The organism is Streptomyces corchorusii, from assembly GCF_001514055.1.
Lineage (GTDB): Bacteria > Actinomycetota > Actinomycetes > Streptomycetales > Streptomycetaceae > Streptomyces > Streptomyces olivaceoviridis.
In genome coordinates, this window is record NZ_KQ948356.1 from 255,081 (window position 1) to 280,794 (window position 25,714).

26 protein-coding genes are annotated in these 25,714 nt (G+C 73.6%); 11 read left to right on the top strand and 15 right to left on the bottom strand.

Annotation, left to right across the window (positions count from 1 at the left end; all coding sequences use genetic code 11):
- Positions 1-114: 114 nt before the first annotated feature.
- From AQJ11_RS16680 to AQJ11_RS16700, 5 genes are all read right to left on the bottom strand, one after another.
- On the bottom strand, positions 115-1,350 hold the full coding sequence (locus AQJ11_RS16680; protein WP_059263581.1) for a hypothetical protein: 1,236 nt from the start codon (positions 1,348-1,350) through the stop codon (positions 115-117).
- Between the two features lie 168 nt (positions 1,351-1,518).
- Entirely contained in the window at positions 1,519-2,805 is a 1,287-nt protein-coding gene (locus AQJ11_RS16685; protein ID WP_059263582.1) for a hypothetical protein, read from the bottom strand.
- Positions 2,806-2,870: 65 nt separating this feature from the next.
- Entirely contained in the window at positions 2,871-3,368 is a 498-nt protein-coding gene (locus AQJ11_RS16690) for a SigE family RNA polymerase sigma factor (protein ID WP_059263583.1), read from the bottom strand.
- A gap of 84 nt (positions 3,369-3,452) precedes the next feature.
- Positions 3,453-3,650 (bottom strand): hypothetical protein, encoded by a 198-nt coding sequence (locus tag AQJ11_RS16695; protein WP_014673918.1) that lies wholly within the window; start codon positions 3,648-3,650, stop codon positions 3,453-3,455.
- Between the two features lie 122 nt (positions 3,651-3,772).
- A complete protein-coding gene (locus AQJ11_RS16700) occupies positions 3,773-4,333 on the bottom strand; it encodes an HdeD family acid-resistance protein (RefSeq protein ID WP_059263584.1) in 561 nt (186 codons plus the stop codon).
- 163 nt (positions 4,334-4,496) lie between these two features.
- On the opposite strand from AQJ11_RS16700, the gene AQJ11_RS16705 reads away from it, so the two are divergent.
- Together AQJ11_RS16705 and AQJ11_RS16710 are read left to right on the top strand one after the other, a co-directional pair.
- Positions 4,497-4,892, top strand: coding sequence for a CBS domain-containing protein (locus AQJ11_RS16705; RefSeq protein WP_208616553.1), 396 nt, complete (start codon positions 4,497-4,499; stop codon positions 4,890-4,892).
- 187 nt (positions 4,893-5,079) lie between these two features.
- A complete protein-coding gene (locus AQJ11_RS16710) occupies positions 5,080-5,250 on the top strand; it encodes a hypothetical protein (RefSeq protein ID WP_014673915.1) in 171 nt (56 codons plus the stop codon).
- A 72-nt stretch (positions 5,251-5,322) separates the two neighbouring features.
- Here the strand turns inward: AQJ11_RS16710 and AQJ11_RS16715 are convergent, their stop codons facing one another.
- Entirely contained in the window at positions 5,323-5,745 is a 423-nt protein-coding gene (locus tag AQJ11_RS16715) for an ATP-binding protein (protein WP_014673914.1), read from the bottom strand.
- Positions 5,746-5,974: 229 nt separating this feature from the next.
- Between AQJ11_RS16715 and AQJ11_RS16720 the strand changes: the two genes are divergently transcribed.
- Positions 5,975-6,820: an RNA polymerase sigma factor SigF gene (locus AQJ11_RS16720; protein WP_014673913.1), complete on the top strand. Its 846-nt coding sequence runs from the start codon at positions 5,975-5,977 to the stop codon at positions 6,818-6,820.
- Positions 6,821-6,877: 57 nt separating this feature from the next.
- Here AQJ11_RS16720 and AQJ11_RS16725 read toward each other — a convergent pair whose 3' ends face one another.
- From AQJ11_RS16725 to AQJ11_RS16735, 3 genes are all read right to left on the bottom strand, one after another.
- A complete protein-coding gene (locus AQJ11_RS16725) occupies positions 6,878-7,666 on the bottom strand; it encodes an Fpg/Nei family DNA glycosylase (RefSeq protein WP_059263586.1) in 789 nt (262 codons plus the stop codon).
- A 372-nt stretch (positions 7,667-8,038) separates the two neighbouring features.
- Complete coding sequence (locus AQJ11_RS16730) at positions 8,039-9,403, bottom strand: APC family permease (protein WP_059263587.1); 1,365 nt, start codon at positions 9,401-9,403, stop codon at positions 8,039-8,041.
- A gap of 73 nt (positions 9,404-9,476) precedes the next feature.
- Positions 9,477-10,346, bottom strand: coding sequence for a carbon-nitrogen hydrolase family protein (locus AQJ11_RS16735; RefSeq protein ID WP_078611783.1), 870 nt, complete (start codon positions 10,344-10,346; stop codon positions 9,477-9,479).
- 80 nt (positions 10,347-10,426) lie between these two features.
- Between AQJ11_RS16735 and AQJ11_RS16740 the strand changes: the two genes are divergently transcribed.
- Positions 10,427-11,269, top strand: coding sequence for a FadR/GntR family transcriptional regulator (locus AQJ11_RS16740; RefSeq protein WP_059263588.1), 843 nt, complete (start codon positions 10,427-10,429; stop codon positions 11,267-11,269).
- Position 11,270: 1 nt separating this feature from the next.
- Here the strand turns inward: AQJ11_RS16740 and AQJ11_RS16745 are convergent, their stop codons facing one another.
- The 6 genes from AQJ11_RS16745 to AQJ11_RS16770 all read right to left on the bottom strand — a co-directional run bounded on the left by AQJ11_RS16745 (position 11,271) and on the right by AQJ11_RS16770 (position 18,209).
- Positions 11,271-13,028 carry a SpoIIE family protein phosphatase gene (locus tag AQJ11_RS16745; RefSeq protein WP_014673907.1) on the bottom strand — a complete coding sequence of 586 codons (1,758 nt, stop codon included), beginning with the start codon at positions 13,026-13,028 and terminating at the stop codon, positions 11,271-11,273.
- Between the two features lie 264 nt (positions 13,029-13,292).
- A complete protein-coding gene (locus AQJ11_RS16750) occupies positions 13,293-14,453 on the bottom strand; it encodes an MFS transporter (protein ID WP_059263589.1) in 1,161 nt (386 codons plus the stop codon).
- Between the two features lie 26 nt (positions 14,454-14,479).
- Positions 14,480-15,319 (bottom strand): hypothetical protein, encoded by an 840-nt coding sequence (locus AQJ11_RS16755; RefSeq protein ID WP_059263590.1) that lies wholly within the window; start codon positions 15,317-15,319, stop codon positions 14,480-14,482.
- Positions 15,320-15,368: 49 nt separating this feature from the next.
- Positions 15,369-16,718 (bottom strand): COG1361 family protein, encoded by a 1,350-nt coding sequence (locus tag AQJ11_RS16760; RefSeq protein WP_208616536.1) that lies wholly within the window; start codon positions 16,716-16,718, stop codon positions 15,369-15,371.
- Positions 16,719-16,864: 146 nt separating this feature from the next.
- Positions 16,865-17,635, bottom strand: a complete 771-nt coding sequence (locus AQJ11_RS16765; protein ID WP_014673902.1) for an SDR family NAD(P)-dependent oxidoreductase — start codon at positions 17,633-17,635, stop codon at positions 16,865-16,867.
- A gap of 130 nt (positions 17,636-17,765) precedes the next feature.
- Positions 17,766-18,209 (bottom strand): DUF2267 domain-containing protein, encoded by a 444-nt coding sequence (locus tag AQJ11_RS16770; protein ID WP_059263592.1) that lies wholly within the window; start codon positions 18,207-18,209, stop codon positions 17,766-17,768.
- Positions 18,210-18,570: 361 nt separating this feature from the next.
- On the opposite strand from AQJ11_RS16770, the gene AQJ11_RS16775 reads away from it, so the two are divergent.
- From AQJ11_RS16775 to AQJ11_RS16805, 7 genes are all read left to right on the top strand, one after another.
- Positions 18,571-20,772, top strand: a complete 2,202-nt coding sequence (locus AQJ11_RS16775; RefSeq protein ID WP_059263593.1) for an MMPL family transporter — start codon at positions 18,571-18,573, stop codon at positions 20,770-20,772.
- A gap of 5 nt (positions 20,773-20,777) precedes the next feature.
- Complete coding sequence (locus tag AQJ11_RS16780; protein WP_175252213.1) at positions 20,778-21,977, top strand: sensor histidine kinase; 1,200 nt, start codon at positions 20,778-20,780, stop codon at positions 21,975-21,977.
- Positions 21,974-22,612: a response regulator gene (locus tag AQJ11_RS16785; protein ID WP_059263594.1), complete on the top strand. Its 639-nt coding sequence runs from the start codon at positions 21,974-21,976 to the stop codon at positions 22,610-22,612. Before AQJ11_RS16780 ends, AQJ11_RS16785 begins: the two co-directional genes overlap by 4 nt.
- Positions 22,613-22,754: 142 nt before the next feature.
- Positions 22,755-23,093 carry a MerR family transcriptional regulator gene (locus AQJ11_RS16790; protein WP_059263595.1) on the top strand — a complete coding sequence of 113 codons (339 nt, stop codon included), beginning with the start codon at positions 22,755-22,757 and terminating at the stop codon, positions 23,091-23,093.
- A gap of 229 nt (positions 23,094-23,322) precedes the next feature.
- The gene (locus AQJ11_RS16795; protein ID WP_007383480.1) at positions 23,323-23,526 is read left to right on the top strand and encodes a cold-shock protein; all 204 of its coding nucleotides are present in this window, start codon (positions 23,323-23,325) and stop codon (positions 23,524-23,526) included.
- A gap of 178 nt (positions 23,527-23,704) precedes the next feature.
- Positions 23,705-25,228, top strand: a complete 1,524-nt coding sequence (locus AQJ11_RS16800) for a DEAD/DEAH box helicase (RefSeq protein ID WP_059263596.1) — start codon at positions 23,705-23,707, stop codon at positions 25,226-25,228.
- A gap of 88 nt (positions 25,229-25,316) precedes the next feature.
- Positions 25,317-25,622 carry an SCO5918 family protein gene (locus AQJ11_RS16805; RefSeq protein ID WP_059263597.1) on the top strand — a complete coding sequence of 102 codons (306 nt, stop codon included), beginning with the start codon at positions 25,317-25,319 and terminating at the stop codon, positions 25,620-25,622.
- Positions 25,623-25,714: the final 92 nt, after the last annotated feature.

The window sequence follows — 25,714 nt, forward strand, 5'->3', positions numbered from 1 at the left end:
TCCCGTACGGCCAGATGACGGGATCTCTTCCAGACCAGCACCCCTGGATACTGATCGCAAGCCGGCACCTCCCGTCCTGCCCGGGCGGGAGGCGCGCCGGCGCTGCTCCCGGGGTCAGGCCCGCGTGCGGCGGCGGCGCAGGGCCACGAAGCCCAGTGCCCCCGCTCCGGCCAGGACGAAGGCCCCGGCGACCGCGGCGATCGTGGACGTCCCGTTGCTTCCGGTCTCGGCCAGCCGCGAGCTCGCCCCGGACGTGCCGGAGGTCGTGCCCGAGGTCGCGGACGGGGCCTCGGTCGAGGCGGACGGCGACGCGGAGGGCGCGGGGGTCGCGGACGGGGTCCGGGTCGCGGGGGCGGTCGGGGCCGGGGTGGGCGTGCCTCCGGCGGAGCCCGCCGCGAGCACCGTCAACGTCGCCTCGTTCCCGCAGAAGGTGGTGCCGCGGAACGGTACGGACCCCTGGTTGACGAACACACAGGACCGCAGCGTGGTCTTCCCGGCGGGCGTGTCCTCGCGGTAGCCCACCCGGACCTTGACGACCGTGCTGCTGTGCGCGGTGAGGGAGGCGTCCTTGCCGATCACGTCGAACCCGTACACATCGGCCTCGGCGTCCGAGGTGACCGGCGTGAGGGTCTCCCAGGTCCCGGAGCGCAGCACCTGCACGGAGGCGTACTTGCTGGTGATCAGTGTGTCCGTGACGTTCTCGTACCCCGACGCTGTGGGGTTGGCCACCGTGGCCTGGAAGCCGACGGCGGGGCCGCCGGCGGTCGCGGTGGCCGGGACGCCGGACAAGGCGGTGCCGAGCCCGTCCACCTCGATGGTGTCGTCGTCGGTGTCGGTGGCCGCGCCGGAGGCGCCGTAGGAGACGAGCGTGGTCAGCTTCAGCCGCTCGGTACCGCCGTTGCCGTCGCCGTTGTGCGGGGTGCCCATGGGCACCCCGATACGCAGCCGCACGGTGCGGTCCCGGCCCGCGGCGAGCGGGAAGGTCTCGGGCATCTCACCGGAGAACGTCCCGCCGGCGTACGTCAGCGGCACCTTCTTCCACTCCGTGCCGTCGAGCCGGTACTCCAGGCCGACGGCGTTCGGCGGCAGTCCGGCTCCCCCGTCGATCCGGTAGGTCAGCCGCGCCGACGAGGTGTCCGTCGTACCGGTGTTGGAGACCTTGGTGGTGAAGTCGACCGGCAGGCCGGCCAGTCCGACCTCCGCGGGCGCGGCGGTGTCGACCGCCAGCACCGGCGGCTGCGGTTCCGCCGCGGAGGCGGCCGGTGCGAGGCCGAGGCCCGCGGCGGCCAGCAGCAGGGCCGTCCCCGAGACCGCGACCGACGAACGGACCTTGTGTGCACGTGTGTTCAACGTATCCCCCCGGGTGCGTGCGTCGCGCGGTGGCGCCGCGCTCGGTGGCGGCGGGCAGCGTGCCGCCGTCACGCGTGGTTGGACCCGGGGGGCGGGCCGCCCGTTGTGTTCTGTCGTGTGACGGTTCTGTCACCGAGGGAGGGACGCGGGCAGCATCGGGGGCGGCGCTCAGCCGGTGAAGAAGCGCTTGTCGAGGGCGATCGTCAGGAGCTCGTCCATGCTCAGGGCCGGCCGCGGACGCGTCACCGGGGTGCTCTCGGCGTAGGAGTTGACCTCCCGCACGGCCACCCGGCGGCCGTCCGGACGCAGGGTGTCGACCAGCCACACCGAGGCCGAACCGCCCTTCTCCGAGCGCCCCTTGACCTTCTTGACCTTGGTGCCGTCGGCCAGGGTCGTGGCCTCGCAGTCGCCGGACACATCGGCGCAGCCCATGTGCCGGGCCAGGAACTCCGTCATGCCGTACTGCGCGTCGACCTGCACCATGTTCTTCCCGCGGCCGTCGTCGTAGACGAGCTGGACCAGATCGTCGCCCGCGTTCAGGTCGGAGGTGGTCCCACCCCGGGGCAGGTGTGACCTCAGCACCCGGGTCATCCGGGCGCCGGGCACCCGCTGTCCCGCGGCGGAGGCGCCGGTGGCGGGGGCCGCCTGCGGGGCCGGCAGTGCGGCGATCGCCTTGTTCCAGGCCGGGCTGCGCACGATGGAGGTCAGCTGGGCGATCGACAGCAGCGGGTCGGACCCGTCGGCCGAGCCCTTCTCACTGCCGCCGCCGAACTCCTGCACCGTCAACTGCGCTCCGCCCGGGGTGGTGAGCACCACGTACCAGCGCTTCTGCCCGGTGTCGCTGCTGGGATAGGTGAACGACTCGGTGGTGGTGAGCACCGCGCCGCCCGGGAGCTTCCGGGTGGCGCACTTGTCGTAGGGGCGGACCTCCACCGGGAGGCAGCCGCCCTGGCCCCCCTGGTCGGCGGGGGTGCCGGGATCCAGCCGCGCGACGGAGATGTCGATGCCGGAGGAGCCCTTCGCGGTGGAGTAGGTGAGCGTGGCGGTCGGCCAGACGACCGGGCCGTCCCCCTCCGACCCCCGGCCCGAGGCCGCGGAGACGGTGCCGCCGGGTGGCAGCAGGCTCTTCAGCGTACGGACCATCTCCTCCCCGCTGATGGACGCCGGCGCCCGGGAGGGCGACCGCACGGTGGAGTGGGCGGGTCCGCCGGCCGTCGACCGCTCGGGCGTACCACGCCCGCCGCCGAAGGCGTCCGTGCCCATCAGGGTGCCGCCCGCGGCGACCACGACGAAGGCGGCCGTGGCAGCGGCGACCTGGGAGGCGCGGACCAGCCGCATCCGCCGGCCCCGGGCGATGGAGCGCCGCACCAGGTCGGCGGAGTGGGGCGGGAACTTCTCGGCGGCGCCGGTCATGGCGCGGGCCAGCCGTCGCTCAAGGTCCTCGTCGCGTGACATGGTGGATCTCCGTTCGTCTGGGGCGTCGGCCAGCCCGGGCGAGGAGCGCCGCCCGGCCGTGCTCGTCATGCGGTCAGGTCGGCCAGCTGGTCGCCGAGCAGAGCGCGCAGCCGCTCCAGGGCGCGCATGCTCCGGGCTCGGACGGCCCCCGGTGAGAGCTGGAGGACCTGTGCGGTCTCCTCCACCGAGCGGTCCTCCCAGTAGCGGAGCACCAGGACGGCGCGGTCCTTGGCCGTCATCCGGGCCAGGCCGTCCAGCAGGGCCATCCGCAGCTCCGCGTCCCGCGCCGGGGCGGCCGTCTCGGGCAGCCGGTCGCTGGGGCGCTCGGTGGAGCTGCGACGGCGGCGCTGGGAGAGGAAGCTGCGTACGAGCACGGTGTCGGCATAGGCGACCGGTGCTTCCGCCCGGCTGATCCGCCGCCAGGAGCGGTACATCTTGGCGAGGGTCTCCTGGACCAGGTCCTCGGCGAGGTGCCAGTCGCCCGTGAGCAGGCAGGCGGTCCGGAACAGCGGCCCGCTGCGGGCGGCTGCGAACTCCAGGTAGTCCGCGGGTGCTTCCCCCACCGTGTGTCCTTTCGTGGTCGGACGTCACCTCTTACACGCGGTGGGGGTGCTCCCGCGTTACGCCCCGGCGATACCGGGTGTCACTCAGGCGGCGCGGGACGAGTGCCGGGCCGGCCCGGAGCGGGTGGCGGGTTCCTGTCGGCCGCCCGCGATCAGACGCAGACGACGGGCACCGGCATGGCGGGGCGGCTCCGGTGAGCGCGTCAGCCAGTCCTCCACACGGTCCATGCCGTACAGCAGCAGCCCCACGAAGGGCAGGAGAAGGCAGGCAACGATGACCACGGTCGGGCTCCCTCCGGGCAGGCAACCGTGGACGGGTGCCCACGGGACGCCCGGCCACCGGGCGCCCGCGTGAACATGCTGTGTCCTCTCGCCGACGCTCCCGCTCCCGCTCTCGATCCCGCTCACGCGTGCCGCGCGTGGCGGACCGGGTGTCCCGTGGTGGCCGCGCCGCGCAGCCGCCGGGCCGCGGCCAGTACCAGCGCACCGCTGACCAGGGCGTAGACGCCGATGACCTGGGCGATGCCGATCGCGCCCACGTCCGGCCGGGCCCAGAGCAGCGCACCGGCGGCGACCGACACCGCCCCGGCCAGGAACAGCACCCACTCGTGGTGCAGTTCGCGCCGGAAGCGCACCGCCGCCCAGATCTCCGCGACGCCGGTGACCACGGCCCAGGCGCCGGTCAGCGCGGCCAGCGCCAGGGCGGTGACGCCGGGCCAGCCGATGCTGACCACGCCGACGGCGATGCCCAGGACACCCCCGGTCGCGTGCGCCGCGCGATGGGCGCCGTCCCCTTGCCGGCGGAAGGCACTCGCCAGGAGGGCGAGGCCGTCGGCGAGCGCGTACACGCCGAAGAGGAGGGCGAGGGCCAGGACGGTCACCCCCGGCCACACCAGGGCGACCACCCCGAACAGCAGGGCCGCCGCACCCCGCGCCACGAGCATCCACATCAGCTGCCGCCGCACACCATCACCCCTTCGTCCGGAACAGAGTTCAACCGGGTACCCGGCGAAAGGCCCACACCGATCTTCCGGCGGGTCGTTTCGCCCACCGGTTACGGGTTAATCGAGATGTCCCGGACATTACGACCTTTCAGGAGGACGAGTGACCACCACGGCACGGGACATCATGACCAAGGGCGCGGAATGCGTGGCCGCTGAGGAGACCGTTCTCGACGCCGCCCGCAAGATGACCGAACTCGGCGTCGGCGCGCTTCCCATCTGCGGCGCCGACGACCGGCTCAAGGGGGTCCTCACCGACCGGGACATCGTCGTCGAGGTCCTCGGGGCCGGAAAGGACCCCGCCGCGGTCAAGGCCGGTGACCTGGCGCAGGGAGAGGCCGTCACGATCGGCGCGGACGACGACGTGGACGAGCTGCTGCGCACCATGGCCTCCCACAAGGTACGGCGGCTGCCCGTCATCGACGGCCACCGCCTCGTCGGGATCGTGGCCTTGGCGGACGTCGCCCGTGCCCTGCCCGACCGGGCCGTCGGCGATCTCGTGGAAGTCCTCTCCAGCGACTGATCTCCCGTCCGCGCCACAGGATCCGCGCGACAGGATCCGCGCGAGAGGAATCCCGACAGGAATCACGACAGGAATACGGTGTGAAAGCCCTGCCGCTGGTTCCCCCGCTTTTCCTTCACAAACAAGGCGTCTTCGAGGAATGTGGGAACCGACCGAGGGCAAACGGTGGTGCAGGAGGTAGATAACTATGGTTCCCTTGCTGCTTGTTCTGCTCCTCGCGCTGATTCTCTTCGGCGCCGGATTCGCCATCAAGGTTCTCTGGTGGGTCGCCGTCGCCGTCCTGGTGCTCTGGCTGCTCGGTTTCGTCATGCGCTCCACCACCGCCGGTGGTGGCCGCGGACGCTGGTATCGATGGTGACCCTGACCCATCACTTCCACACGCGGGGACCGGCTGGGCTTCAGCCGGTCCCCGCGTGTGTGTCCGGCCGCCCTACGTGACCGTCGAGGGCGAGGGCGGCTGGAAGCACGCGGTGACGTCCTTGCCGTAAGGGCAGCGGTGGACCTCCACGGTGTCGGCCAGGGCATCGACCAGGAGCAGACCGCGGCCGCCCAGCGCTCCGGTTCCGGGGTCACGCTGCTCGGGCAGCCGGGGTGAGGCGTCGTGGACGGTGACGTGCAGACACGCCTGGTCCCAGGTGAGGATCAGCTGTGCCGTGCTGCGGGCGTGCACGTGGGCGTTGGTGACCAGCTCGGACACCGTCAGCAGCACCGAGTCCACCAGGTCCGGCGCCTTCTCCGCCCAGCCCAGCGCAGCCAGGTGCGCGCGCGTCCAGTCCCGGGCCACCTTCACCCCGCTGCTGACCGGCAGTGAGCGCGCCCATCCCACCGCCCTCACCGAGGAGTCCTCGGCCATGTTCTCCTCCTTCGTTCGTCCCGCTGGTGTCCCCCACGACGTCTGCCCCGGATCCGTGGAGAGGAGCACGCGCACCGGTACGCATCGCGAGCCGCCGGGCCGCGCCGGGGTCGTCCCCCCCGATTCGTCCGGGCCCGGGTGTAGGTGCAGGATGAGCGGGTAGCCGCTGCGATGACGCCGACCCGGTCGGCGCTTGGCGGACAGTTCGCGAACGTGGGAGGGGAACAGCATGGTGCTCACGAGCACGACGGCAACCGACACGCAGACGGCCGAACTGCCCGAAGTCGCCGATCCCTCCCAGGTGGCCCCCAAGGACGCCCGGGAGCTCTCGCGGTTGTTCTTCGAACAGCTGGCGGTCCTGGAAGAGGGCACCCACGAGTACAGCTACGCCCGCAACACGCTCATAGAGATGAACATGTCCCTGGTCCGCTACGCGGCCGGCCGCTTCCGCAGCCGTGGACCGGAGGAGATGGAGGACATCGTCCAGGTCGGCATGATCGGCCTGATCAAGGCGATCGACCGGTTCGAGCTGTCGCGGGAGGCGGAGTTCACCTCCTTCGCCATTCCCTACATCGTCGGCGAGATCAAGCGGTTCTTCCGCGACACCACCTGGGCCGTGCACGTGCCGCGCCGCCTCCAGGAGGCCCGCGTCCAGCTCGCCCGCGCCACCGAGGAACTGCGCAGCCGGCTGGGCCGCACGCCGACCGACAAGGAACTGTCGGAGCTGATGAGCCTGTCCGAGGACGAGGTCCGCGAGGCCCGGCTGGCCGCCAACGGCTACAACTCCGCCTCCCTGGACGCCGCGATCAACGGCAGCGAGGAGGGCGAAGCGGCCCTCCAGGACTTCATCGGCACCGAGGACGCGGCCCTGGAGCTGGTGGAGGACTTCCACGCCCTGGCTCCCCTGATCGCCGAGCTCGACGAGAGGGACCGGCAGATCATCCACATGCGCTTCGTCGAGGAGCTCACCCAGGCCCAGATCGGCGAACGCCTCGGTGTCTCCCAGATGCACGTCTCCCGGCTGCTCTCCCGCTGCCTGACCCGTCTGCGCGAGGGAATGCTCAGCACCCGCTGACCCGGCCGGGGCGCGGGTGGATGGCGCCGCGCCGGTTTCCGGCCCCGTGACGCCGGTTCACCCGTTCGGCTGGCACCGCGGGCACCACACCGTGCCGCGGCCGGCCATCCGGGAACGGCGCAGGTGGGAGCCGCAGCGGGGGCAGACCGGGTCCGGGTCGTCGCGGTGGCCGGTGAGCCAGGAGCCGCGCGGCGGGACGCAGCCGGCCGCGACCGCGTCACGGAGGGTGCGGCGCATGTGCGCGTACAGGCGGCGGCGGTCGGCCTGGGCGAGGCCGCTCGCCCGGCGGTCGGGGCGCAGCCTCGCGCGCCACAGGATCTCGTCGGCGAGCAGGTTGCCGAGGCCGGCCAGGACGGACTGGTCGGTGAGGGCGCTCTTGACGTGACCGCGGCGTGAGGCCAGCGCGGTCTCGAACTCCTCCCGGCTCACCGCCAGCGCGTCCGGGCCCTGGCGCTCCAGCCGCCGGGCGATCTCGCAGTCGTCGTGGGCCAGCCAGAGGCCCTGGAGTTTGCGCTGGTCGCGGTAGCGCAGCTGACGGCCGCCGCTCAGGGTGAACAGGACCCGGTCGTGGGGCTCCACCGCATCGTCCGGATCGCCGCAGACCAGTCTGCCCGTCATGCCGAAGTGCAGCAGGACGGTGGGGCCGTCGCCGGTGTGGGCCAGCAGCCACTTCCCGTGCCGCTCCGGTTCGGTGAAGCGCCGGCCTTCCAACGCGTCGCGCAGGCCGCGCGGGCCGACCCCGTGCAGGACGCCCGCGTCGCGTACGACCACGCGGTGGATGACCCGGCCTGTCGCGCAGGTTTCGAGCACCCTGCGGAATCCCTCGACGTCCGGCAGCTCAGGCATGGCGGACACCCCCTCCACCGGACGGGGCAGACCCACGCCCGGCGGTGCACCGGGGGCACCGAAGACGTGGGTTCCGGCTCGGTTCGGGCGGCAGGGCCGCCGGGTACGGCCGTCCGGGCGGGACCGGAGCGCTCAGGTCCACATCGGCCTCCTCCACCCCCGCCCGCGTCTCCCGTCGGCGCCGGCCGCGCCGGGGCTCTCTTCGGACGGGTTCCCGCGTACCGGCCCGCCGCGCGCCCGCCTCCGCCGGACGGTCCGGGCCCGCGCCCGGCGACGCCCGCCCCCTCCGCCGGGCCCCCGCCCCTGCCGTGGCACCGCCCCGCACGTCACCGGCACCGCGAGCCGCCCCGCTCGACGGCACGGCGTCCGGGATCACACCCGCTCGGCGACGACCGGCGGCTCCTCCTCGAAGGTCAGCTCCGGCGGGGGTGTGCGGAAGCCCCGGGTCAGGTAGGCGAGGTAGCAGATGCCGAGGGCGAGCCAGCAGACGCCGAGGACGAGGGCCTTGGCGTCGAGGTGGGTCAGGAGCCAGATGTCCACCGCGGCGCCGATCGCGGGGGCGATCACATGCCCCAGCGGTCCGGGGCGGCGGCCCGCGCGCCGTTCGCGCACGTACGTGGCGATGACCGAGAAGTTGACGAAGGTGAAGGCGATGAACGCGCCGAAGTTGATGAAGGAGGTGGAGGTCGCGACGCTCAGGCGCAGGGCGATCAGGCCGACCACGCCGGTGAGGAGGATGTTGAGGACCGGGGTGCGGTAGCGGGGGTGGATGCGGCCGAAGATCCGGCGCGGCAGGACCGAGTCGCGGCCCATGGCGTACAGCAGCCGGGACGTGCTCGCCTGCGCGGCGATGCCGGACGCGAACTGGGCCACCACCAGACCGGCCAGGAAGACCGAGGAGAAGAGGTCGCCGCCGATGGTCCGGGCGATCTCGAAGGCGGCCGAGCTGGGGTCGTCGAAGGAGCTGCCGGGGTGGGCCAGCTGGGTGGCCCAGGCGACGGCCACGAAGATGCCGCCGCCGATCAGGGCGATCAGCAGGATGGCCCGGGGCATGGTGCGCTGCGGCTCGATGGTCTCCTCGGTGAGCGTGGTGACCGCGTCGAAGCCGAGGAAGGAGTAGGCCGCGATCGCCGCACCGGCGGAGATGCCCGCCAGGGTGGTGGCGTGGTTGGCGAACGGTGCCGTGCCGGCCAGCGCCCCGGCGCCCCCGACGTGCAGCACGTGCCGCAGGGACAGCGCGACGAAGATGCCGATCACCAGCACCTGGAAGGTCATGAGCAGGTCGTTGGCCCGCTCGGCGGTCTTGATGCCCCGTACGTTCAGGGCGGTGGTCAGCACGATGAAGCCGATGATCCACACCCAGAACGGGACGCCGGGGAACTGGGCCTGGAGGTAGGCGCCGCCGATCAGCCAGATGACCATGGGCAGGAAGAAGTAGTCGAGCAGGGTGGCCCAGCCGATCAGGAAGCCCACCCGGGAGTCGATGGCCCTGCGGACGTAGGTGTACGCCGACCCGGCCACGGGGTGCGCGGCGGCCATCTTGCCGTAGCTGTGCGCGGTGAACAGCATGGCGAGCAGGGCCAGCAGATAGGCGGTGGGCACGGTGCCGCCGGTGCTCTCGGCCACGACGCCGAACGTGCCGAGCACGATCAGCGGGGTCATGTAGGCGAGGCCGAACAGGACGACGGATCTGAGCGTCAGCGCACGGGTGAGGCCCTGAGCGGGGGCGTTCTCCATAAGGGGCTCCATAGCGGGCTCCAGGACGGGCTCCAGGAGGAGCTCCGGGGGACGGACGAGCGGGCGGGCGGGCTCAGCCGGTGGCGGGGCGCCAGCGGCCGGGGTCGATACGGCCGCCGTACAGCGGCAGGTCGATCGGGGTGTCGGCGTCGGTGAACTGGTCCCACATGCGGTTGAGCCCCGCCGTGCCGAAGGTGCGCACGCGCGTGACGTCGTCCAGGTCGAGCACGTCGGTGAGCACGGTGGCGGCCGAGTCGGGGGCCTCGGCGCGCACCCGCCCCTCGGGGTCCACCACCAGGCTGCGGCCGGTGCCGACGGGGCCGGCGGTGTTGACGCTGACCACGAAGACCTGGTTGACGATGGCGTTGGCCCGGGCCAGGACCAGTTCCTGGGCGCGGTCCGCGGTGGTGGTCATCACCGGGTTGACGATCACCTCCGCGCCCAGCCAGGCCAGTTGGCGGGCCGCCTCCGGGAACCAGGCGTCGTAGCAGATCGAGATGCCGATGCGGCCGACGCCGGGCAGGTCCGCCACGACGAAGCGGTCGCCGGGGTCGTACGGCTCGTGCGGCCGCCACGGGAAGATCTTGCGGTACGAGGCGACGAGGCGGCCCTCGGGGGAGTAGACCGGCGCCGTGTTGAACAGCTCGCCCCGCTCGCCGCGCTCGCACACGGTGCCCGGCACGAGCCAGACGCCCAGGTCACCGGCGAGCTCGGCGAGCTGCCGGGAGCGCGGGCCGTCCAGCGGCTCGGCGGCCTCCTGGAGCTGTTCGGTCGCCGACGGCGAACCGTCGACGCCGCACAGGTGCAGTTCCGGGTACACGGCGAGGCGGGTCTGCGGGAAACGGTCCAGCAGGTTCCCGACGTCCTCGGCGAATCCGGACAGGGGCGCCGTCGCCGGGCGGGGAGGTGCCTGGACGAGGGCGAGGGGGAGGGGACGGGACATGGCCAGGAAATTAGCTCAAGGTGAGCTGTTAATCAATAGACTCATTTTGATCCGTTTTCCGGTCTCGCTACATTGACGGCATGCCTCACCCCCAGGGCGGCCCCGCCCCCGACGGCCCCGCCCCTGACGCCCACGGCACGCAGCCGGCCGGCCCGCAGCCGGCCGCCGCGGCGGCCCTGCCGTTCAACGCGCCCGCGCTCGACGGCATCCGCCGGCTCACGGCCCTGGAGACCGTGCGCGCGCGCATCGGGCTCGCCGTCGACCTGGGACTGCTCGCCCCGGGCGAGAAGCTCCCGCCGACCGACCGGATCGCCGCGGCGCTCGACGTCGGCGAGATCACCGTCCGCCGCGCCCTGTCCACGCTCTGCCAGGACGGCGTCCTGGAGCGCCGCCGGGGCCGCAACGGAGGCACCCGGGTCGCCGAGCGGCCGGCCCGGGGCGTGGTGGGCGCGATGGACTCCTACCGCGCGCAGAACAGCGAGGTCCATGCGCTCGTCGACCAGCGGCTGGTGCTGGAGTGCGGACTCGCCCACCTGGCCGCCCGCAACGCCGACGAAGCCGCCCTGGCGCACCTGGAGCGGCTGGCCGACGAGATGGACCGGGTTCCGACCTGGGCGGAGTTCCACGGCTGTGACGAGCGGTTCCACCTCGCCGTCGCCGCCGCCACCGGCGTGCCCGCGGCGGCCGAGGCCTACCGCGGCGTGCTCCAGCAGCTCTACCGGTACTACCTGCCCTACCCGATGGACGCCCTGCGCGAGTCCAACCGCGAACACCGCGCCCTCGTCGACGCCCTGCGCGCCGGCGACACCGCGGCGGCGGCCGACATCGCGCGCCGGCACGTGGAAGTGCTCCACCGGACCATGTTCGTGGGACTGCTGGAGACGGCCGAGGGCCGCGGGGCCGAGCCGCGCGGGACCGGCTGACTCACCGTCTCCGGGACGCCGTACGGCCCGGATCCGGCTGGGGCGGTGTGCGCAGGGCGAGGAGGGCCACGTCGTCGAGGCCGGGCGGGTGGACCCGGCGCAGGAGCTGGTCGGTGAGGGACGGCAGCGGGCGGTGGGCGAGGGCGGCGGCGTGCTGGCGCAGCCGGCTGAGGCCCTCGTCCAGGGTGTGGCCGGGTGCCTCGATGAGGCCGTCGGTGTACAGCAGGAGGGTGCAGCCCGGGGGCAGCAGCACGCTGGCGTCGGGGCGGGGCGCGCGGACCCCCGTCCCCAGCAGGAGGCTGTGGCCTTCGGTGAGGTAGTCGGCCAGGCCGTCGCGGGTGATGAGCAGGGGCGGGGGGTGGCCGGCGTTGGTCCAGGTCAGCTGCCAGTTGTCGTCGTCCGTCCGGGTGAGCCGGGCGAGGACGAGGGTGGCCATGGTGACGTCGGTGATGGGCATGATCGCCTCGTCGAGCCGCTGGACGATGCGGCTGGGCGGCTCCTGCTGGGACCAGGCGTAGGCGCGCAGCATGTTGCGCAGCTGGGCCATGCCGGCCGCGGCCTCCAGGTCGTGGCCCACGACGTCGCCGATGGCCAGGGCGGTGGAACCGTCGGGCAGGGTGAAGGCGTCGTACCAGTCGCCGCCGACCTGGGAGGCGTCCGGGGCGGGCAGGTAGCGGACGGCCATCTGGAGTCCGGGGACCCGCGGCATCTGCGGCAGCAGGTGGTTCTGCATGGTCTCGGCGACCGCGCGCTGGCGCTGGTAGAGGCGGGCGTTGTCCAGCGCCACCCCGGCGCGCCGGGCGATGTCCTCCAGCAGGGGCAGGTCGGCGGTGGTGAAGTCCCCCGGCTTCTCGGCCCGGCCCAGGGTGAGGGCCCCGAGGACCTCCCGGGTACCGCGGATGGGGGCGATGGCCGCCGAGTGGATGCCCGTGGCCTCGAACAGACGGCGCTGCTCGACGGCGATGCCGGAATCCGGGGCACGCCGGTACGTGGCCGGGCCGGCCAGGGCGGAGGCGACGCCGCGCAGCGCCCGGGACAGCGGCATCGGCGACTCCTCGGGCACCGGCGGCATCGGCCCTTCGAGGTCCTCCTGGTGCACCAGGCGGTCGCCCTCGGCGTGCACCACGGCGGTGCGCCAGACCTCGTCGTGCTCGGTGATCAGGTCGATGACGGCCCAGTCCGCCAGCCGGGGCAGCACCAGGGACACCAGCCGGCGCAGGGCCTCGTCGACGTCGAGGGTCGAGGTCAGCCGGGTGGTGGTCTCGGCGAGCAGGGCCAGCCGCTCGAAGTCGGTCAGCGACTCGGTGGCCCGCTCCGGGCGCGGCTCGGCGGAGTCGGCGTGCTCGGGGGTGTGGAAGACGACGAGCGTGCCGGTTCGCCGGTCGCCGGTGTCGCCGAGGTCGTACGGGGTGATCATCCAGGAGACGGGCAGCAGGGAACCGTCACCGCGCAGGAAGTGCTCCTCGTGGCCCTGCGCCGGGCTCCCGGCGTGGAACGCCTGCCGCATGGCGCACTGCGTCGTGGGCAGCGGCTGGCCCTGCGGCCCGCGGTGCAGCAGGTCGTGGGCGTCCTGGCCGAGCAGGTCCGCGGCGGGCCGGCCCAGCAGGCGTTCGGCGGGGGTGTTCGCGGCGAGGACGAGGCCCTGCTCGTCGACGACGTACGCCCCGGCGCCGATGGCTTCCACCGCGTCGGCGAGCCGGGCAGGGGGCTTCGCCCGCTGCCGCTGCCGGTCGGTCCCGGTTCGCTCCGCCCCTGCCATGTCGTGGCCTCCTGTGCTCGCGGGTCGCCGCGCGTGTACGTCGCCTGGTCGCGTGTACGTCGCCTGGTGCCGTCGGCGCCTGATCTTCCGTATGCCCCGTCGCGGCCGGGAACCCTCCCGACCCGGCGCGCACCGGCCCGGACAGCCGCATGCGCCGACTGACCGGGTACCCGCCCCGGCCCGCCCCGGCGAGGTGGACGGCCTCGCCCCACGGCTGCCCGCACCGCTCGGCCGTACGCCGGCCGCGGCGGGTGTACGGCCGGTTCACCGCTCCGTCCCGGGCCGGCGCACCGCCCGCACCCGGCGACAGCGCGCCGACGACACCACCGCACCCGCCCCGACCAGCGCCGCGAGGGCGCCGAAGCCATAGGTGAGCGTGGCGGACGAGGCGACGGCGGCGACGAGGAGGGGCCCGCCCGCGTCGCCGAGTTCGCGGCCGAGTTCGGCGGTGCCCATGGTCTGGCCGAGCCGCTCGGCGGGCGTGCGCGCGGCCAGCGCGGCGAAACCGAGCGGTGTGACCAGGCCCGTGCCGACGCCGATCAGGGCGGCGCCGCCGAGGACGCCCGGCAGGCCCGGCAGCATCGCGCAGGCCAGCCCGGCGGCGGTGACCAGCAGTCCCGCGGCCAGACCGGACCGCGTGGTGAGCCGCCCGTCGTCCAGAGCGCGTCCGGCACGCGGCTGGACGACCGCGGCGCAGCCGGCGAGCACCGACACCGCCGCCCCGGTCGCGACCGTGCCCAGCCCGGCGGCGCGTCCGGAGACCGGCAGGAAGCCGACGCCGGCCGACAGGGCCGCGGTCGCCGCGGCGAGTGCGGCGGTGGGGGCGAGGAAGGACGGGTCGGCCAGCCTCCGGGCCAGGTCGAGGACCGTCTGCCGGGTCCTGGGCAGCGGGGGTACGGCGGGGACGGCGAGCGCGGCCCAGACGGCGACCGCCGCGCCGAGCGCCGCCAGCACCGCGAACAGCAGCCGCAGTCCCCCGGCCCACACCAGGACGCCGCCGAGCAGCGGGCCGAGGGTGTAGCCGAGGGACTTGTGGAAGCCGTACCCGCCGAACGCCCGGCCGTGTCGCGCCGCCGGGTTGAGCCGGGCGACCAGCGCGGAGGCGGACGGCGAGAAGGCGGAGGCCGCGGCTCCCTGTCCGAGCCGGGCGGCCCAGAGCCAGCCGGGGCTGTCCGCGACGGCGTACAGCGCGGACGCGGCGGCGAAGGCGGCGAGCCCGCCCAGCAGCACGGGCCGGGCGCCGACGCGGTCGGCGAGGGTGCCGAACAGCGGTTTGAGGAGCACCTCGGCGCCGTCGTACAGGGCGAGGAGTCCACCGAGGACGAGCAGCGAGGAGACCGCGCCGTCGGCGCCGCCACCGAGACTCGCGGCGACACCGTGCGCACCGAAGGCGGTGGTGAACCCGGCCGCGTACAACGGCCACATCGCCCGCCCGGAAGCCCCCCGCCCTGTCACCGGTTCCCCTGCGGGGTTGGGTGGGGGGCGGTGTGGTCGTGCGGGGTTGGGTGGGGGGCGGTGCGGCCCGCCGGGGCCAGGTGCGGTGCGGCGCAGTCATGCGGGGCCGGGTGGGGGGCGGCGTCGGCCACGTGGGCCCGGTGGAGCCCGGAGCCACTGTCCAAGGTCGGGTGCGCGGTGCGGCCTGCCGGGGCCGAGTGAGGTGTGGGGAAGTCCTCCGAAGTCCGGTGCGACAGCGCGGCGTCGGCCAGCGGGGCTCGGTGGAGCCCGAAGCGACCGTCCGGGGCCGGGTGGATGAAGTCCTCCGGGGTCCGGTGCAGCGCGGCGCCAACCACCGGTGCCTGGTGGAGCCCGGAGCGACGCTCCGGGACCCGTCGAAGCGGTGAGAAGACCCGCTCGGTGTGACCCTCCGGGGCCGGACGAGGCACGGGGAAGTCCACCGGGGTCCGGTGCAGCGCGGCCCAGGCCGCCGGGCCGCGGCGCAGCGCCGCGATGACCCGCTCGGCGTGGCCCTGCGGGGGCGGGTGGGGCGCGGTGTGGCCCGCCGGGGGCCGGAGGAGCCTGGAGCGACCCGACGGGGCCCGGCGCAGCGCCGTGTTGAGCCGCTCGGCCCGTAGCAGTGCGGCGCCGGCCGCCGGGGCCCGGTACCGCGTTGTCGAGGGTTGCTCGCGGGTCCGGGCGCGTCGGTTGGCGTTCGCGCCGGGCGCGGGCCGTGCGGGCGGGTCGCCGGGGCGGCGCCGGGGCCGGTCCGGGCCGGCCGGGGGGAAGCCGTCGGCGCGGGTCCGCCGGGGCGGTTGCCCGGCGGGCCGGCGGTCTTCCGGTTCGGTGTCCGACACGAGGGCGAAGGTAACAAGCCTCACACCCTCGCCGTACCCCTCACCGGACTCAGGCGGACGGGTTGACCACCACCGTGGCCGAGTTGTTCTTGCCGTTCGGGTCGAAGGCGAAGGACGTCCCGGAGTCGGGCCGGGCGACGACGCGGCCCGTCGCGTCCGGGACGACCCGGTCGACGCGCAGCCGGAACGGGAAGGTGACCTTCAGGTCCGGCTTGGCCCACATCGGCAGGGTGCAGGCGTAGTGGCCGACGGCCGGGTCGTCGCCGGACGTCCAGGCGGTACGGCAGGTGTCGGGGACGGAGATGGCGGTGGTGCCCTCCGGGAGGTAGAAGTCGATCACGGCGACCGGGTCGCCGGAGCTGACGTTGCCGACCCAGGCCGGGCCCCGGTTGGCGAAGCGGAAGGTGGCGGTGACGGTGTCGCCGGCCGCGCCGCTCACCTCGGTGCCGTGGACGGCGAAGTCGGCGGTGTTGTCGGCGTCGATGTGCCAGGAGCGGCCGTTGTCCGAGCCGTCCAGGTCGGTGGCGTCACCGCCGGGCTGGACCTCGTAGTCGAACCGCTCGTACAGCGCGTGGCCGGTGACGGCGAGCCGCAGCGGCTCCGGCAGCTCCACGGTGGCCCCGGGCGCGACGTCGGTGTCGAAGGAGCAGGTCACGTACGTCATGGGCGTGTACTCGCCGCCGTCGTCCGGCCCGGTGTAGGTGCACTGCGGGTAGCGGGTGACGACGTCGAGGCCGTACGTCGCCCACATCCTCACGCTGAAGCCGTGGGCGGTCTCGTTGCCGGTGTTGGTGACGGAGAACGGCACGGTAAGGCCGGTGCCCGGCGCGACGCCCGTGACGTCCCGCGGGGCGCTGATGCCGAGGTCCGGGCCGGAGCCGACGGTGACGAAGGTCTCCGCGGAGCCCTCCGGGGCGGTGAGCGTGCCGTCGGGGCCGCCGGTGGCCGTGGCGGAGTACTCGACCGCCCCCTGCGCTCCCACGGCGGCGCCGGCGGCGGCCCGCACCTTGAGCTGCACCTGCGCGCTGTAGCGGGTCGGCACGTCCCCGGTGTCGCACACGGCGACCGTACCGGCGTCGTCCGGCGTGCAGTTGGCGGGCCAGGACACGTCCGCGACCCCGGCGAGTCCGGAGACGTCGACGGTCAGGCGCCCGCCGGTGACGGTGAAACCGGCGTTGTCGTGGTACAGGCCGAGCGCCAGCGACCGGTACGGCGCCTCGCCGCCGTCCGGAGCGACGGTGACCGCCTGCTCGTAGGGCGCCTGGATCCACAACTGGTCGCTCTGCGCGCCCTCGTCGGCAAAGGCGGCCCCGCTCCCGAACCCGGCGGCGACCAGCGCTCCGACCGCTCCGGCACACGCCCCGCGGCGCAGCACGCGCCCGACGGAGACAGAACTCATGACATCCCCCACATGGGACGGAACAGACCCCGGCACACTGACCGGCACCGGGCGCCCGTTGGACGGCCCGCCGGAACGGAAGGTTGTGGCCGGAGGAAGCGGAGCGCGTGGTTCTTACGATCTTCTTGATCAGCGGCTGACCGGCACTACGCGGCGATGACGGCGACGCCCGTCCTGCCCCCGTCGACGTCCACCACGGTTCCGTGCACGAAGGCCGCCTCGTCACTGGCCAGCCAGACCGCGGCGTGGGCGATGGCGTCCGGCGTGCCGACCCCGCCGGCCGGGGTGCCCTTCATCATGATCTCGCCCGGATGGGGCTCGCCGCCCTGCGGCGCCGGGGGCAGGATCACGCCCGGCGAGACGGCGTTCACCCGGACGCCCAGCGGACCGAACTCCGCGGCCCACGCCCGGGTGAGCGTCTCCATAGCCCCCTTGGTGGAGCTGTAGAGCGCGCCGAGCGGAACGCCGAGGCGGGCGATCCACGAGCCGAGGTTGACGATCGCCCCGCCACCGGACTCCGTCATGCCCGGGACGACGGCCGCCGTGAGGAAGAACGGCGCCTTGACGTTCACCGCGTAGACCTGGTCGAAGGTCTTCTCGTCGGTGGCGATGGTGCCGGGGGCCGGGTAGACGCCCGCGTTGTTGACCAGGATGTCGATCCGCCCGCCCAGGGTCTCGCGGGCCCGGGCGGCGAGGTCCTGGGAGGCCTCGGCGCTGCCGTCGAGGTCCGCCGCCAGGAAGTCGGCCCGGCCGCCGGACGCGCGGATCCCTTCGACGACCTGTGTCCCCCGTTCCCGGTTCCGCCCGGAGACGATGACGTGAGCCCCCTCCGCGGCGAACGCCTCCGCGATCGCCTGTCCGATGTTGCTGGTCGATCCCGTGACCAGTGCCGTCTTGTCCCGCAGCCGTCCGCTCATGGCGCGATCTCCCTTGTCTCGCGGTGTGCGGACCACTGTGCGCCGCAAAAAATGGACCGGCAAGTCCATAATGGAAGGGGCCGACAGCGGGGCCGGGGCGGGCGGATCAGGTGGCCGCCCGCCCCGGGGGTCAGCGGTCCGACCCTCCGGACGGCGGGCCGGGTTCGGTGAACAGCGGCCCGAACGCCTCCGGAAGGGCGCCGCGCAGGTCGGCCTCCAGACCGGTGTCCCCGGCCGTGATCCGGGAGACGACCGTCTGCGCCAGGAACAGCGCCTGCTCCGGGGTGGCGTCCACGGGCCGGGCCACGTCGGCCAGCAACGCGTCGAGCGGGTCGGCCGCCTCGTGCGGTGCCTCGCCGCCTCGCCGCGCCTCGGCCTCGTGCCGCTGCGCGCCGATTTCCAGCGCGCCGCGTTCATGGGGCGGTACGGCCTGCCGCAGATGGTCCCGGTGCGGCGGGTCGAGGCGACTGCTCAGCGCCGCGAGGACGAGGTGCACGGCGGCGTCGGCGGCCTCCTCGTCGCCGAGGCGGGCCCGTGACGCCACCTCTTCCACCAGATGCCGATGGCTGATCATGCTTCCTCCCGCTGGTGCGGTCAGGGCGTTGCCCGAGGGGTGGGAGTGGCTGACGGGTGCCCACGGAGACAGATGCGTACACCGCCCCACGTATCGCATCGGCGGACGAGCACATCGGCGCGGTCCTGGTCACGGAGGAAGGCCACGCGTGCGGCACCGACCTGACCACGCTCGCCCCGGACGACCCGGTCGACCGGAGAGCAGCGCGGCGGAGCCCCACACATGACCGAGCCGGCCGTCCCCGAGCCGGGGACGGGGCCGGGGACGGTGAGCACACTCTCCCCCGTCCACCGATCGGTGGACGGCAAGTTCAACCGGGCACCTCTGTCCGCCGATCGGGCCCCGCAGCGAGCCTTTCCGTATGAATTCACTCACCGTACGGACGGCGCGTTGGAGCGCCCGGCATCCCTGGCGGGCCCTGGTCGGCTGGCTGGTGTTCGTGGGGGTGTGCCTGGGGGTCGGCGGTGCCGTCGGCACGCACAGCGCGACGACGGCCGACTACCGGGTCGGGGAGGCCGGGCGGGCGGAGGCGATGGCCGCCGAGGGGCACCTGGAACGGCTCCCGACCGAGCAGGTGCTGATCTCGGCCCGGTCGGGTCCTCTCGACCGGGCGGCGGCCCGGGACGCCGCCGAGGAGCTGACCTCGCGGATGGAGCGGCTGCCCGACGTCGCCGGCGTGGACGCTCCCGTGTCGTCCGGGGACCGCCGGACCCTCATGGTCGCGGTGGCCCTGAAGGGCGAGGAACGGGACGCGAAGGACAAGGTCGACGCGCTGCTCGCGCAGACGGAGGCGGTGGGCAGGGCCCGTCCCGCGCTGCTCCTCGAAGAGACCGGGAGTCCCTCCATCAGCAAGGGCGTGGACGAGCAGCGCGGCCATGACCTGGCGCTCTCCGAGAAGATCACCCTTCCCGTCACCCTGATCACCCTGCTGGTCGTCTTCGGGTCCGTGACCATGGCCGGGGTGCCGCTGCTGCTCGCGCTGTCGTCGATCGCGGCGGCCGTCGGCCTGTCGATGGTGGCCTCGCACGTCTCCCCCGACGCCGGGGTCGGCACGAACGTCATCCTCATGATCGGCCTCGCGGTCGGCGTGGACTACACCCTCTTCCACCTCAAGCGGGAGCGCGAGGAGCGCGCCCGCGCGGCCGGCCGGCTGAGCGCCGAGGCGCTGGTGGAACTGGCCGCGGCGACCTCGGGCCGGGCGGTCGTGGTCTCGGGGTTCGCGGTCGTGGCGTCCACCGCGACGCTGTACCTCGCCTCCGACGTCATCTTCTCCTCGCTGGCCACCGGCACGATCGTGGTCGTCCTGGTCGCGGTGGCCAGTTCGCTGACGGCGCTGCCCGCCCTGCTGGTCATGCTCGGGCGGCGGGCCGAGCGCGGGGCGCTGCGCCGGGCCGGGCGCGGGAAGCCGCCGCGCCGGACGCGTGGCGGCGACAGCGGCGGCCGGGTGTGGAACGCCCTGCTGCGGCCGGCGCGCAGGCACCCGGCGGCCACCCTGTGCGTCTCCGTCCTCGCCCTGCTCGCGCTCGCCACCCCGCTGGCCGGGCTGAAGATCACCGAGATGAGCCGGGACACGCACTCCCGGGACATCCCGGTCATGCGGGTCTACGACCGCCTCAACGAGGCGTTCCCGGAGCAGCGGGTCACCCACCAGGTCGTCGTACGCGCCGATGCCGCGCGCTCCGGGGAGGTCGTCGGGGCACTGCGCGAGCTGGCCCGGCGCGCCGGCGCCGACCCGCTGTTCAGCGGCGCCTCGCCGGTCCGGACCTCGGCCGACCACCGGATCAGCGTCCTGGAACTGAGGGTGCCGTACCTGGGCGACTCCGAGCAGGCGTACGACTCCCTGCACCGTCTCCGCGAGCGGTACCTGCCCGCGACCGTCGGCCGGGTCGGCGGAGCCGAGTCCGCGGTGAGCGGCGACGTGGCCCGGTACACCGACTACCCCGCCCACCAGAACGGCAAGCTCCCGCTGGTCCTCGGGGCGTTGCTGCTCGTCACGTTCGCGATGACCGCGTACGCGTTCCGCTCGCTGGTGCTGGCCCTCATCGGGGTCGTCCTGAACCTGCTCTCCGCGGCGGCCTCGCTCGGCCTGCTCGTCCTCGTCTTCCAGGGGACGTGGGCCGAGGGGATGCTGGACTTCCACTCCACCGGCTCGATCGGATCGCGCGTACCCCTGTTCCTCTTCGTGATCCTCTTCGGGCTCTCGATGGACTACCAGGTGTTCGTGGTGAGCCGGATCAGGGAGGCCGTGCTCGCGGGCGCGTCCACGCGGCAGGCCGTGCTCGACGGCATCCGCAGGTCGGCGAGCGTGGTGACCAGCGCGGCCGTGGTGATGACGACCGTCTTCGTCAGTTTCGTCTTCCTGCACATCATCGAGATGAAGCAGATCGGATTCGTCCTCGCGGTCGCCGTGCTGCTCGACGCGTTCATCGTCCGGGTCATGGTCCTGCCGGCGGCGATGCTGCTGCTCGGCGAGGCGAGTTGGTGGCCCGCGCGGCCGGCGGGACCCCGGGCCGGGGCCCTGGCGCATCCGGCGGACGGGCGAGCGGTGGCCGACGTACGTTGATCGGTATGACCGCACTCGCCGACCCCTCGTCCGGTGCCCTGTGGGCCACGTCGCTGCGCCGGTGGAACACGGTGTGCTGGGCGCTGTTCGGGGCGATGGCCGTCGGGCTGGTGGCCACGGCCCCGCCCGGCGGGAGCGCCTACCAGGCGCTCGGACTGCTCGCCTGCGTGGTGCTGTGCTACGCGGCGCTCGACCGCTTCCCGGGGAATCCCGTCGTCCGTCCGCACGTCTACCTCTCGGTGCTCGTGCTCGCACTCGGCGGGCTGGCGTACCTGGGCAGCAGCTACGCGGCGCTGTTCATGGTGACGCTGCCGCACTACTGGATGTTCGGGCGCACGCCCCGGGGCTCGATGGTCTTCCTGGCGCTGGCCACCGGCTCCACGCTGACCGGGGCCCTGGTCCGGCAGGGCTGGTCGGCGGAGTTCTTCGGCGAGACGGTGGTCTCCACCCTGATCGTGGTCGCGGTGGGCGTGCTGATCGGTCTGTGGGCGCACTCGGTCGTCGAGCAGAGCAGCGAACGGGCGCGGCTCATCGAGGAGTTGGAGCGGACCCAGGCGCAGCTGTCCGAGGCGCACCAGCGGCAGGGCGCGGCGGACGAACGGGAACGCATCGCACGGGACATCCACGACACGCTCGCGCAGGGCTTCGCGTCGATCATCGTGCTCGCGGAGGCGGCACGGGCCGGCATGGCCGGCGATCCGGCGCGCAGCGCCCAGCAGTTGCGGTCGATCGAGTCCACCGCCCGGGAGAACCTTGCCGAGGCCCGGGAGCTGGTCGGCTCGGCCCGACAGCCCGGTCCGGGCCGGGTGGCGACCGGCTCGGTGGCGCGGACCCTGCGCCGCACGCTGGACCGCTTCGCGGAGGACACGGGGCTCACCGTGGTGGCCGACCTCGCGGACCCGGAGTGCGACCAGCAGACCCGGATCGCGCTGCTGCGCTGCACCCAGGAGTCCCTGGCCAACGTGCGCAAGCACGCGCGCGCGTCCACGGTCGGGGTGGTGCTGGCCCGGCGTCCGTACGGTGTGGAGCTGGAGGTCACCGACGACGGCACCGGGTTCGTGGTGGAGGAGTCGCGGGGCTTCGGGCTCGACGGCATGCGCAAGCGTCTGGCGGAACTGGGCGGGAGGCTCACGGTGACGAGTTCGGTGGGCGACGGGACGCGGATCCTGGCGGTGGTCCCCCTGACGGGTGAGGTGGAGGCATGAGCACGGGACCACTGCGCGTCGTGGTGGTGGACGACCACACCGTCATGCGGGCCGGGGTCCTCGCCCTGCTCGCCGGCGAGGACAGCATCGAGATCGTCGGGGAGGCGGGCGACGGGCGCGCGGCGCTCGCCCTCGTGGAGCGGTACGACCCCGACGTGGCCCTGGTCGACCTGCGGATGCCCGTGCTCGACGGGGTGGCGACGACCACCGAGATCGTCGCCCGCCACCCGCGGACCCGGGTGCTGATCCTGACGACGTACGACACCGACGCCGACATCGAGCGCGGGGTGGAGGCCGGTGCCATCGGCTACCTGCTCAAGGACACCACCCGGGAGCAGCTGGTCGACGCCGTCCACGCGGCGGCGCGCGGCGAGACGGTCCTGGCGCCCCGGGTCGCCGAGAAGCTGGTGGCGCGGATGCGGCGGCCCGTGCACGACCCGCTGACCGACCGCGAGACCGACGTCCTCGACGCCGTCGCGGACGGCCTCACCAACGCCGAGATCGGCAGACGCCTGATGATCGCGGAGGCCACGGTGAAGACGCATCTGCTGCGCCTGTTCGCCAAGCTCGACGTGAACGACCGGACGAGGGCGGTGGTGGTGGCCCTGGAGCGGGGCCTGCTGCGGCGGCCGTAGGGAGGAAGTCTGTCACGGCGAGGACAGATCTCCTGGCCCCCGGAGTTAGGGTTGTCGGACGACGCGGAGGGTACCGAACACCTCGGAGCACGGGTGCCGCACGGGCCCGGGTTCCTCGCCGCGTCCCCGAGACGAAGGTGCTATGCCCGCTGAGAACGCCCCCGCCGCCGACAACCTGGACGACGACGACTACCCCGCCTACACGATGGGGCGGGCCGCCGACGTCCTCGGCACGACTCCCGCCTTCCTCAGGGCCATCGGCGACGCCGAGCTGATCACCCCGCTGCGTTCGGAGGGCGGCCACCACCGGTACTCGCGCCGCCAGCTGCGCATCGCCGCCCGCGCCCGTGAGCTGGTGGACCAGGGCACGCCGATCGAGGCGGCGTGCCGCATCATCTCCCTGGAGGACCAGCTCGACGACGCGCTGCGCGTGAACCGGGACATGCATCGGCGGCTCGGCGAAGGCGATACGGATACCTAGCCCCGCCGCTACAGAATTTCCGACCGCGACGACATGAGAATTCCTGGACGAGCGCGAAAACACATGGGGCTTCCGGCCTGCCTGTGTTAGCGTGATAGCAGTTGCAGTTTTGGTTGCCAGAGATTTTTTCTTTGCAGAGCTTTCCGGATTCTTCCGGAGGGGTGATCATCGCAGCGACTCGGCTCCGTAAAGTGCGGAGTCCGGCATTGCCCCCCTAGGGAGATTCAATATGGCATCTGGCACCGTGAAGTGGTTCAACGCGGAAAAGGGCTTCGGCTTCATCGAGCAGGACGGCGGCGGCGCCGACGTGTTCGCCCACTACTCGAACATCGCCACCTCCGGCTTCCGCGAGCTTCAGGAAGGCCAGAAGGTTACCTTCGACGTCACGCAGGGCCAGAAGGGCCCGCAGGCCGAGAACATCGTTCCCGCCTGACGCTGACGCGCTGCATGGTGCTGGGGCCCGCGCCCTCAAGGTGCGGGCCCCAGCCCATTGTTTTACCGGCCCGGGCCGGATTTTCGCATTTCCGTCGGCTCATTCTTGTGAATCCACGCGCGGCTCGTTCACCGCTGGGCGGAATTCCTCGATACGCCGCATCGAGGAAGGTTCCCTCATGAACCGCACCCGTCGCACCGGCGGCGACACAGGCCGCTTCCGCGCGGACCGGACGTCCAGCCGGACGGCCGGCGGCACGCGCGGCGGCCGTTCCCGTACGCAGGAGCAGGGCCGGCAGGGCTCCCGCCCGGTCACCGGACGCAGGAGCGGCGCGGGCCCGCGCTCCGGCACCCGCCGGCAGGAGTTCGCCCTGCCGGTCACCCTCACCGAACCGCTGCCGGCGGTCGAGACGTTCGCCGAGCTGGACATGCCCGCACGTCTGCTGGCCGCGCTCGGCACCGAAGGCGTCACCGTGCCCTTCCCGATCCAGGCGGCCACGCTGCCGAACGCGCTGGCCGGCCGGGACGTCCTGGGCCGCGGGCGCACCGGCTCGGGCAAGACCCTCGCCTTCGGTCTGCCGCTGCTGGCCCGCCTGGACGGGCAGCGGGCCCAGCCCCGGCAGCCGCTCGCGCTCGTCCTCGTCCCCACCCGGGAACTGGCCCAGCAGGTCACCGACGCGCTCACCCCGTACGCCCGCGCCCTGCGGCTGCGGCTCGCCACGGTGGTGGGCGGCATGTCCATCGGCCGTCAGGCGAGCGCGCTGCGCGGCGGCGCCGAGGTCGTCATCGCCACGCCCGGCCGCCTGAAGGACCTCATCGAGCGGGGCGACTGCCGGCTGGACCAGGTCGCCGTCACCGTTCTGGACGAGGCCGACCAGATGGCCGACATGGGCTTCATGCCGCAGGTGACCGCCCTGCTCGACCAGGTCGCCGACGGCGGCCAGCGGCTGCTGTTCTCGGCCACCCTGGACCGCAACATCGACCTGCTGGTACGGCGCTACCTCCACGACCCCGTCGTGCACTCGGTCGACCCGTCCGCGGGAGCCGTCAGCACCATGGAGCACCATCTGCTGCACGTGCACGACGACGACAAGCACACCGCCGCGACCGAGATCGCCGCCCGGGACGGGCGGGTGATCATGTTCCTGGACACCAAGCACGCGGTCGACCGGATGGCCAAGCACCTGCTGTCCGTCGGGGTGCGGGCCTCGGCCCTGCACGGCGGCAAGTCCCAGCCGCAGCGCAACCGCACGCTCGCCCAGTTCAAGGACGGCCACGTCACGGTCCTGGTGGCGACCAACGTCGCCGCCCGCGGCATCCACGTCGACGGCCTCGACCTCGTCGTCAACGTCGACCCGCCCGGGGACCACAAGGACTACCTGCACCGGGGCGGCCGTACCGCCCGGGCCGGCGAGTCCGGCACGGTCGTCACCCTGGTCCTGCCGCACCAGCGCCGTGCGATGGACCGCCTGATGGCCGACGCGGGCATCAGCGCGCGTACCGTCCGGGTCCGTCCGGGCGAGGCCGAACTGCACCGCATCACCGGCGCCCGCACCCCCTCCGGCGTACCCGTCACGATCACCGCGCCGGCCGCCGAACGGAGCGAGCGCACCGGATCCGCCTCGCGCGGTCGCCGGGGGCGCGCCGCCGGCCGTGGGGCAGCCGCTCGCACCCGTCGCTCCGCCCCCAGGAACAACTCGTAGTCCAGGTACCGGGATTCGCCCCCCTCGTCCGGGGCGAGCCTACGGTCGATCCCTCCGCTGTCCCTCCCCCAACCCCGTGGAGTCCGCCATGCGCTGTGTCATCGCCCGTTTCCCCTTCGACCTGATCAAGAGCGAGGTCGAGCAGTCGATGAGCGGGATCTCGCCCGAACCGGTCACCGGTGTCTCGGTGAGCATCGGCCGCCGCGTCTACCCCGTCATGCAGGTCGGGGAAGTGATCACCAAGCAGGACCGCCGCGACTTCACGTCGGGCGAGATGCGCCGGGCGCTGACCCGGCTCGGCTTCACCTGCCACGACGCGCCCCCGGCCGCTTCGGCCACGCCCGCCACGCCCGCCCCGGCCGCCCGCGCCGACGAGGACGCCTGGCGCTGGTGACCTCCCGGTGACCGCGGCATCCCGGTTCACGGGTGTGAGCGGCGTGGGATGTGGCACCCGGACCCCGAGCGGGCCGGACCCGCGCACCGCGT

Excerpts from the sequence above, each read along its gene's own strand:
- AQJ11_RS16685 (WP_059263582.1), bottom strand. The coding sequence starts at position 2,805 with ATGTCACGCGACGAGGACCTTGAGCGACGGCTGGCCCGCGCCATGACC.
- AQJ11_RS16705 (WP_208616553.1), top strand. The coding sequence starts at position 4,497 with ATGACCAAGGGCGCGGAATGCGTGGCCGCTGAGGAGACCGTTCTCGAC.
- AQJ11_RS16710 (WP_014673915.1), top strand. The coding sequence starts at position 5,080 with ATGGTTCCCTTGCTGCTTGTTCTGCTCCTCGCGCTGATTCTCTTCGGC.
- AQJ11_RS16715 (WP_014673914.1), bottom strand. The coding sequence starts at position 5,745 with ATGGCCGAGGACTCCTCGGTGAGGGCGGTGGGATGGGCGCGCTCACTG.
- AQJ11_RS16720 (WP_014673913.1), top strand. The coding sequence starts at position 5,975 with ATGGTGCTCACGAGCACGACGGCAACCGACACGCAGACGGCCGAACTG.
- AQJ11_RS16725 (WP_059263586.1), bottom strand. The coding sequence starts at position 7,666 with ATGCCTGAGCTGCCGGACGTCGAGGGATTCCGCAGGGTGCTCGAAACC.
- AQJ11_RS16730 (WP_059263587.1), bottom strand. The coding sequence starts at position 9,403 with ATGGAGAACGCCCCCGCTCAGGGCCTCACCCGTGCGCTGACGCTCAGA.
- AQJ11_RS16735 (WP_078611783.1), bottom strand. The coding sequence starts at position 10,346 with ATGTCCCGTCCCCTCCCCCTCGCCCTCGTCCAGGCACCTCCCCGCCCG.
- AQJ11_RS16740 (WP_059263588.1), top strand. The coding sequence starts at position 10,427 with ATGCCTCACCCCCAGGGCGGCCCCGCCCCCGACGGCCCCGCCCCTGAC.
- AQJ11_RS16745 (WP_014673907.1), bottom strand. The coding sequence starts at position 13,028 with ATGGCAGGGGCGGAGCGAACCGGGACCGACCGGCAGCGGCAGCGGGCG.
- AQJ11_RS16750 (WP_059263589.1), bottom strand. The coding sequence starts at position 14,453 with ATGTGGCCGTTGTACGCGGCCGGGTTCACCACCGCCTTCGGTGCGCAC.
- AQJ11_RS16760 (WP_208616536.1), bottom strand. The coding sequence starts at position 16,718 with ATGAGTTCTGTCTCCGTCGGGCGCGTGCTGCGCCGCGGGGCGTGTGCC.
- AQJ11_RS16765 (WP_014673902.1), bottom strand. The coding sequence starts at position 17,635 with ATGAGCGGACGGCTGCGGGACAAGACGGCACTGGTCACGGGATCGACC.
- AQJ11_RS16770 (WP_059263592.1), bottom strand. The coding sequence starts at position 18,209 with ATGATCAGCCATCGGCATCTGGTGGAAGAGGTGGCGTCACGGGCCCGC.
- AQJ11_RS16775 (WP_059263593.1), top strand. The coding sequence starts at position 18,571 with ATGAATTCACTCACCGTACGGACGGCGCGTTGGAGCGCCCGGCATCCC.
- AQJ11_RS16780 (WP_175252213.1), top strand. The coding sequence starts at position 20,778 with ATGACCGCACTCGCCGACCCCTCGTCCGGTGCCCTGTGGGCCACGTCG.
- AQJ11_RS16785 (WP_059263594.1), top strand. The coding sequence starts at position 21,974 with ATGAGCACGGGACCACTGCGCGTCGTGGTGGTGGACGACCACACCGTC.
- AQJ11_RS16790 (WP_059263595.1), top strand. The coding sequence starts at position 22,755 with ATGCCCGCTGAGAACGCCCCCGCCGCCGACAACCTGGACGACGACGAC.
- AQJ11_RS16795 (WP_007383480.1), top strand. The coding sequence starts at position 23,323 with ATGGCATCTGGCACCGTGAAGTGGTTCAACGCGGAAAAGGGCTTCGGC.
- AQJ11_RS16800 (WP_059263596.1), top strand. The coding sequence starts at position 23,705 with ATGAACCGCACCCGTCGCACCGGCGGCGACACAGGCCGCTTCCGCGCG.
- AQJ11_RS16805 (WP_059263597.1), top strand. The coding sequence starts at position 25,317 with ATGCGCTGTGTCATCGCCCGTTTCCCCTTCGACCTGATCAAGAGCGAG.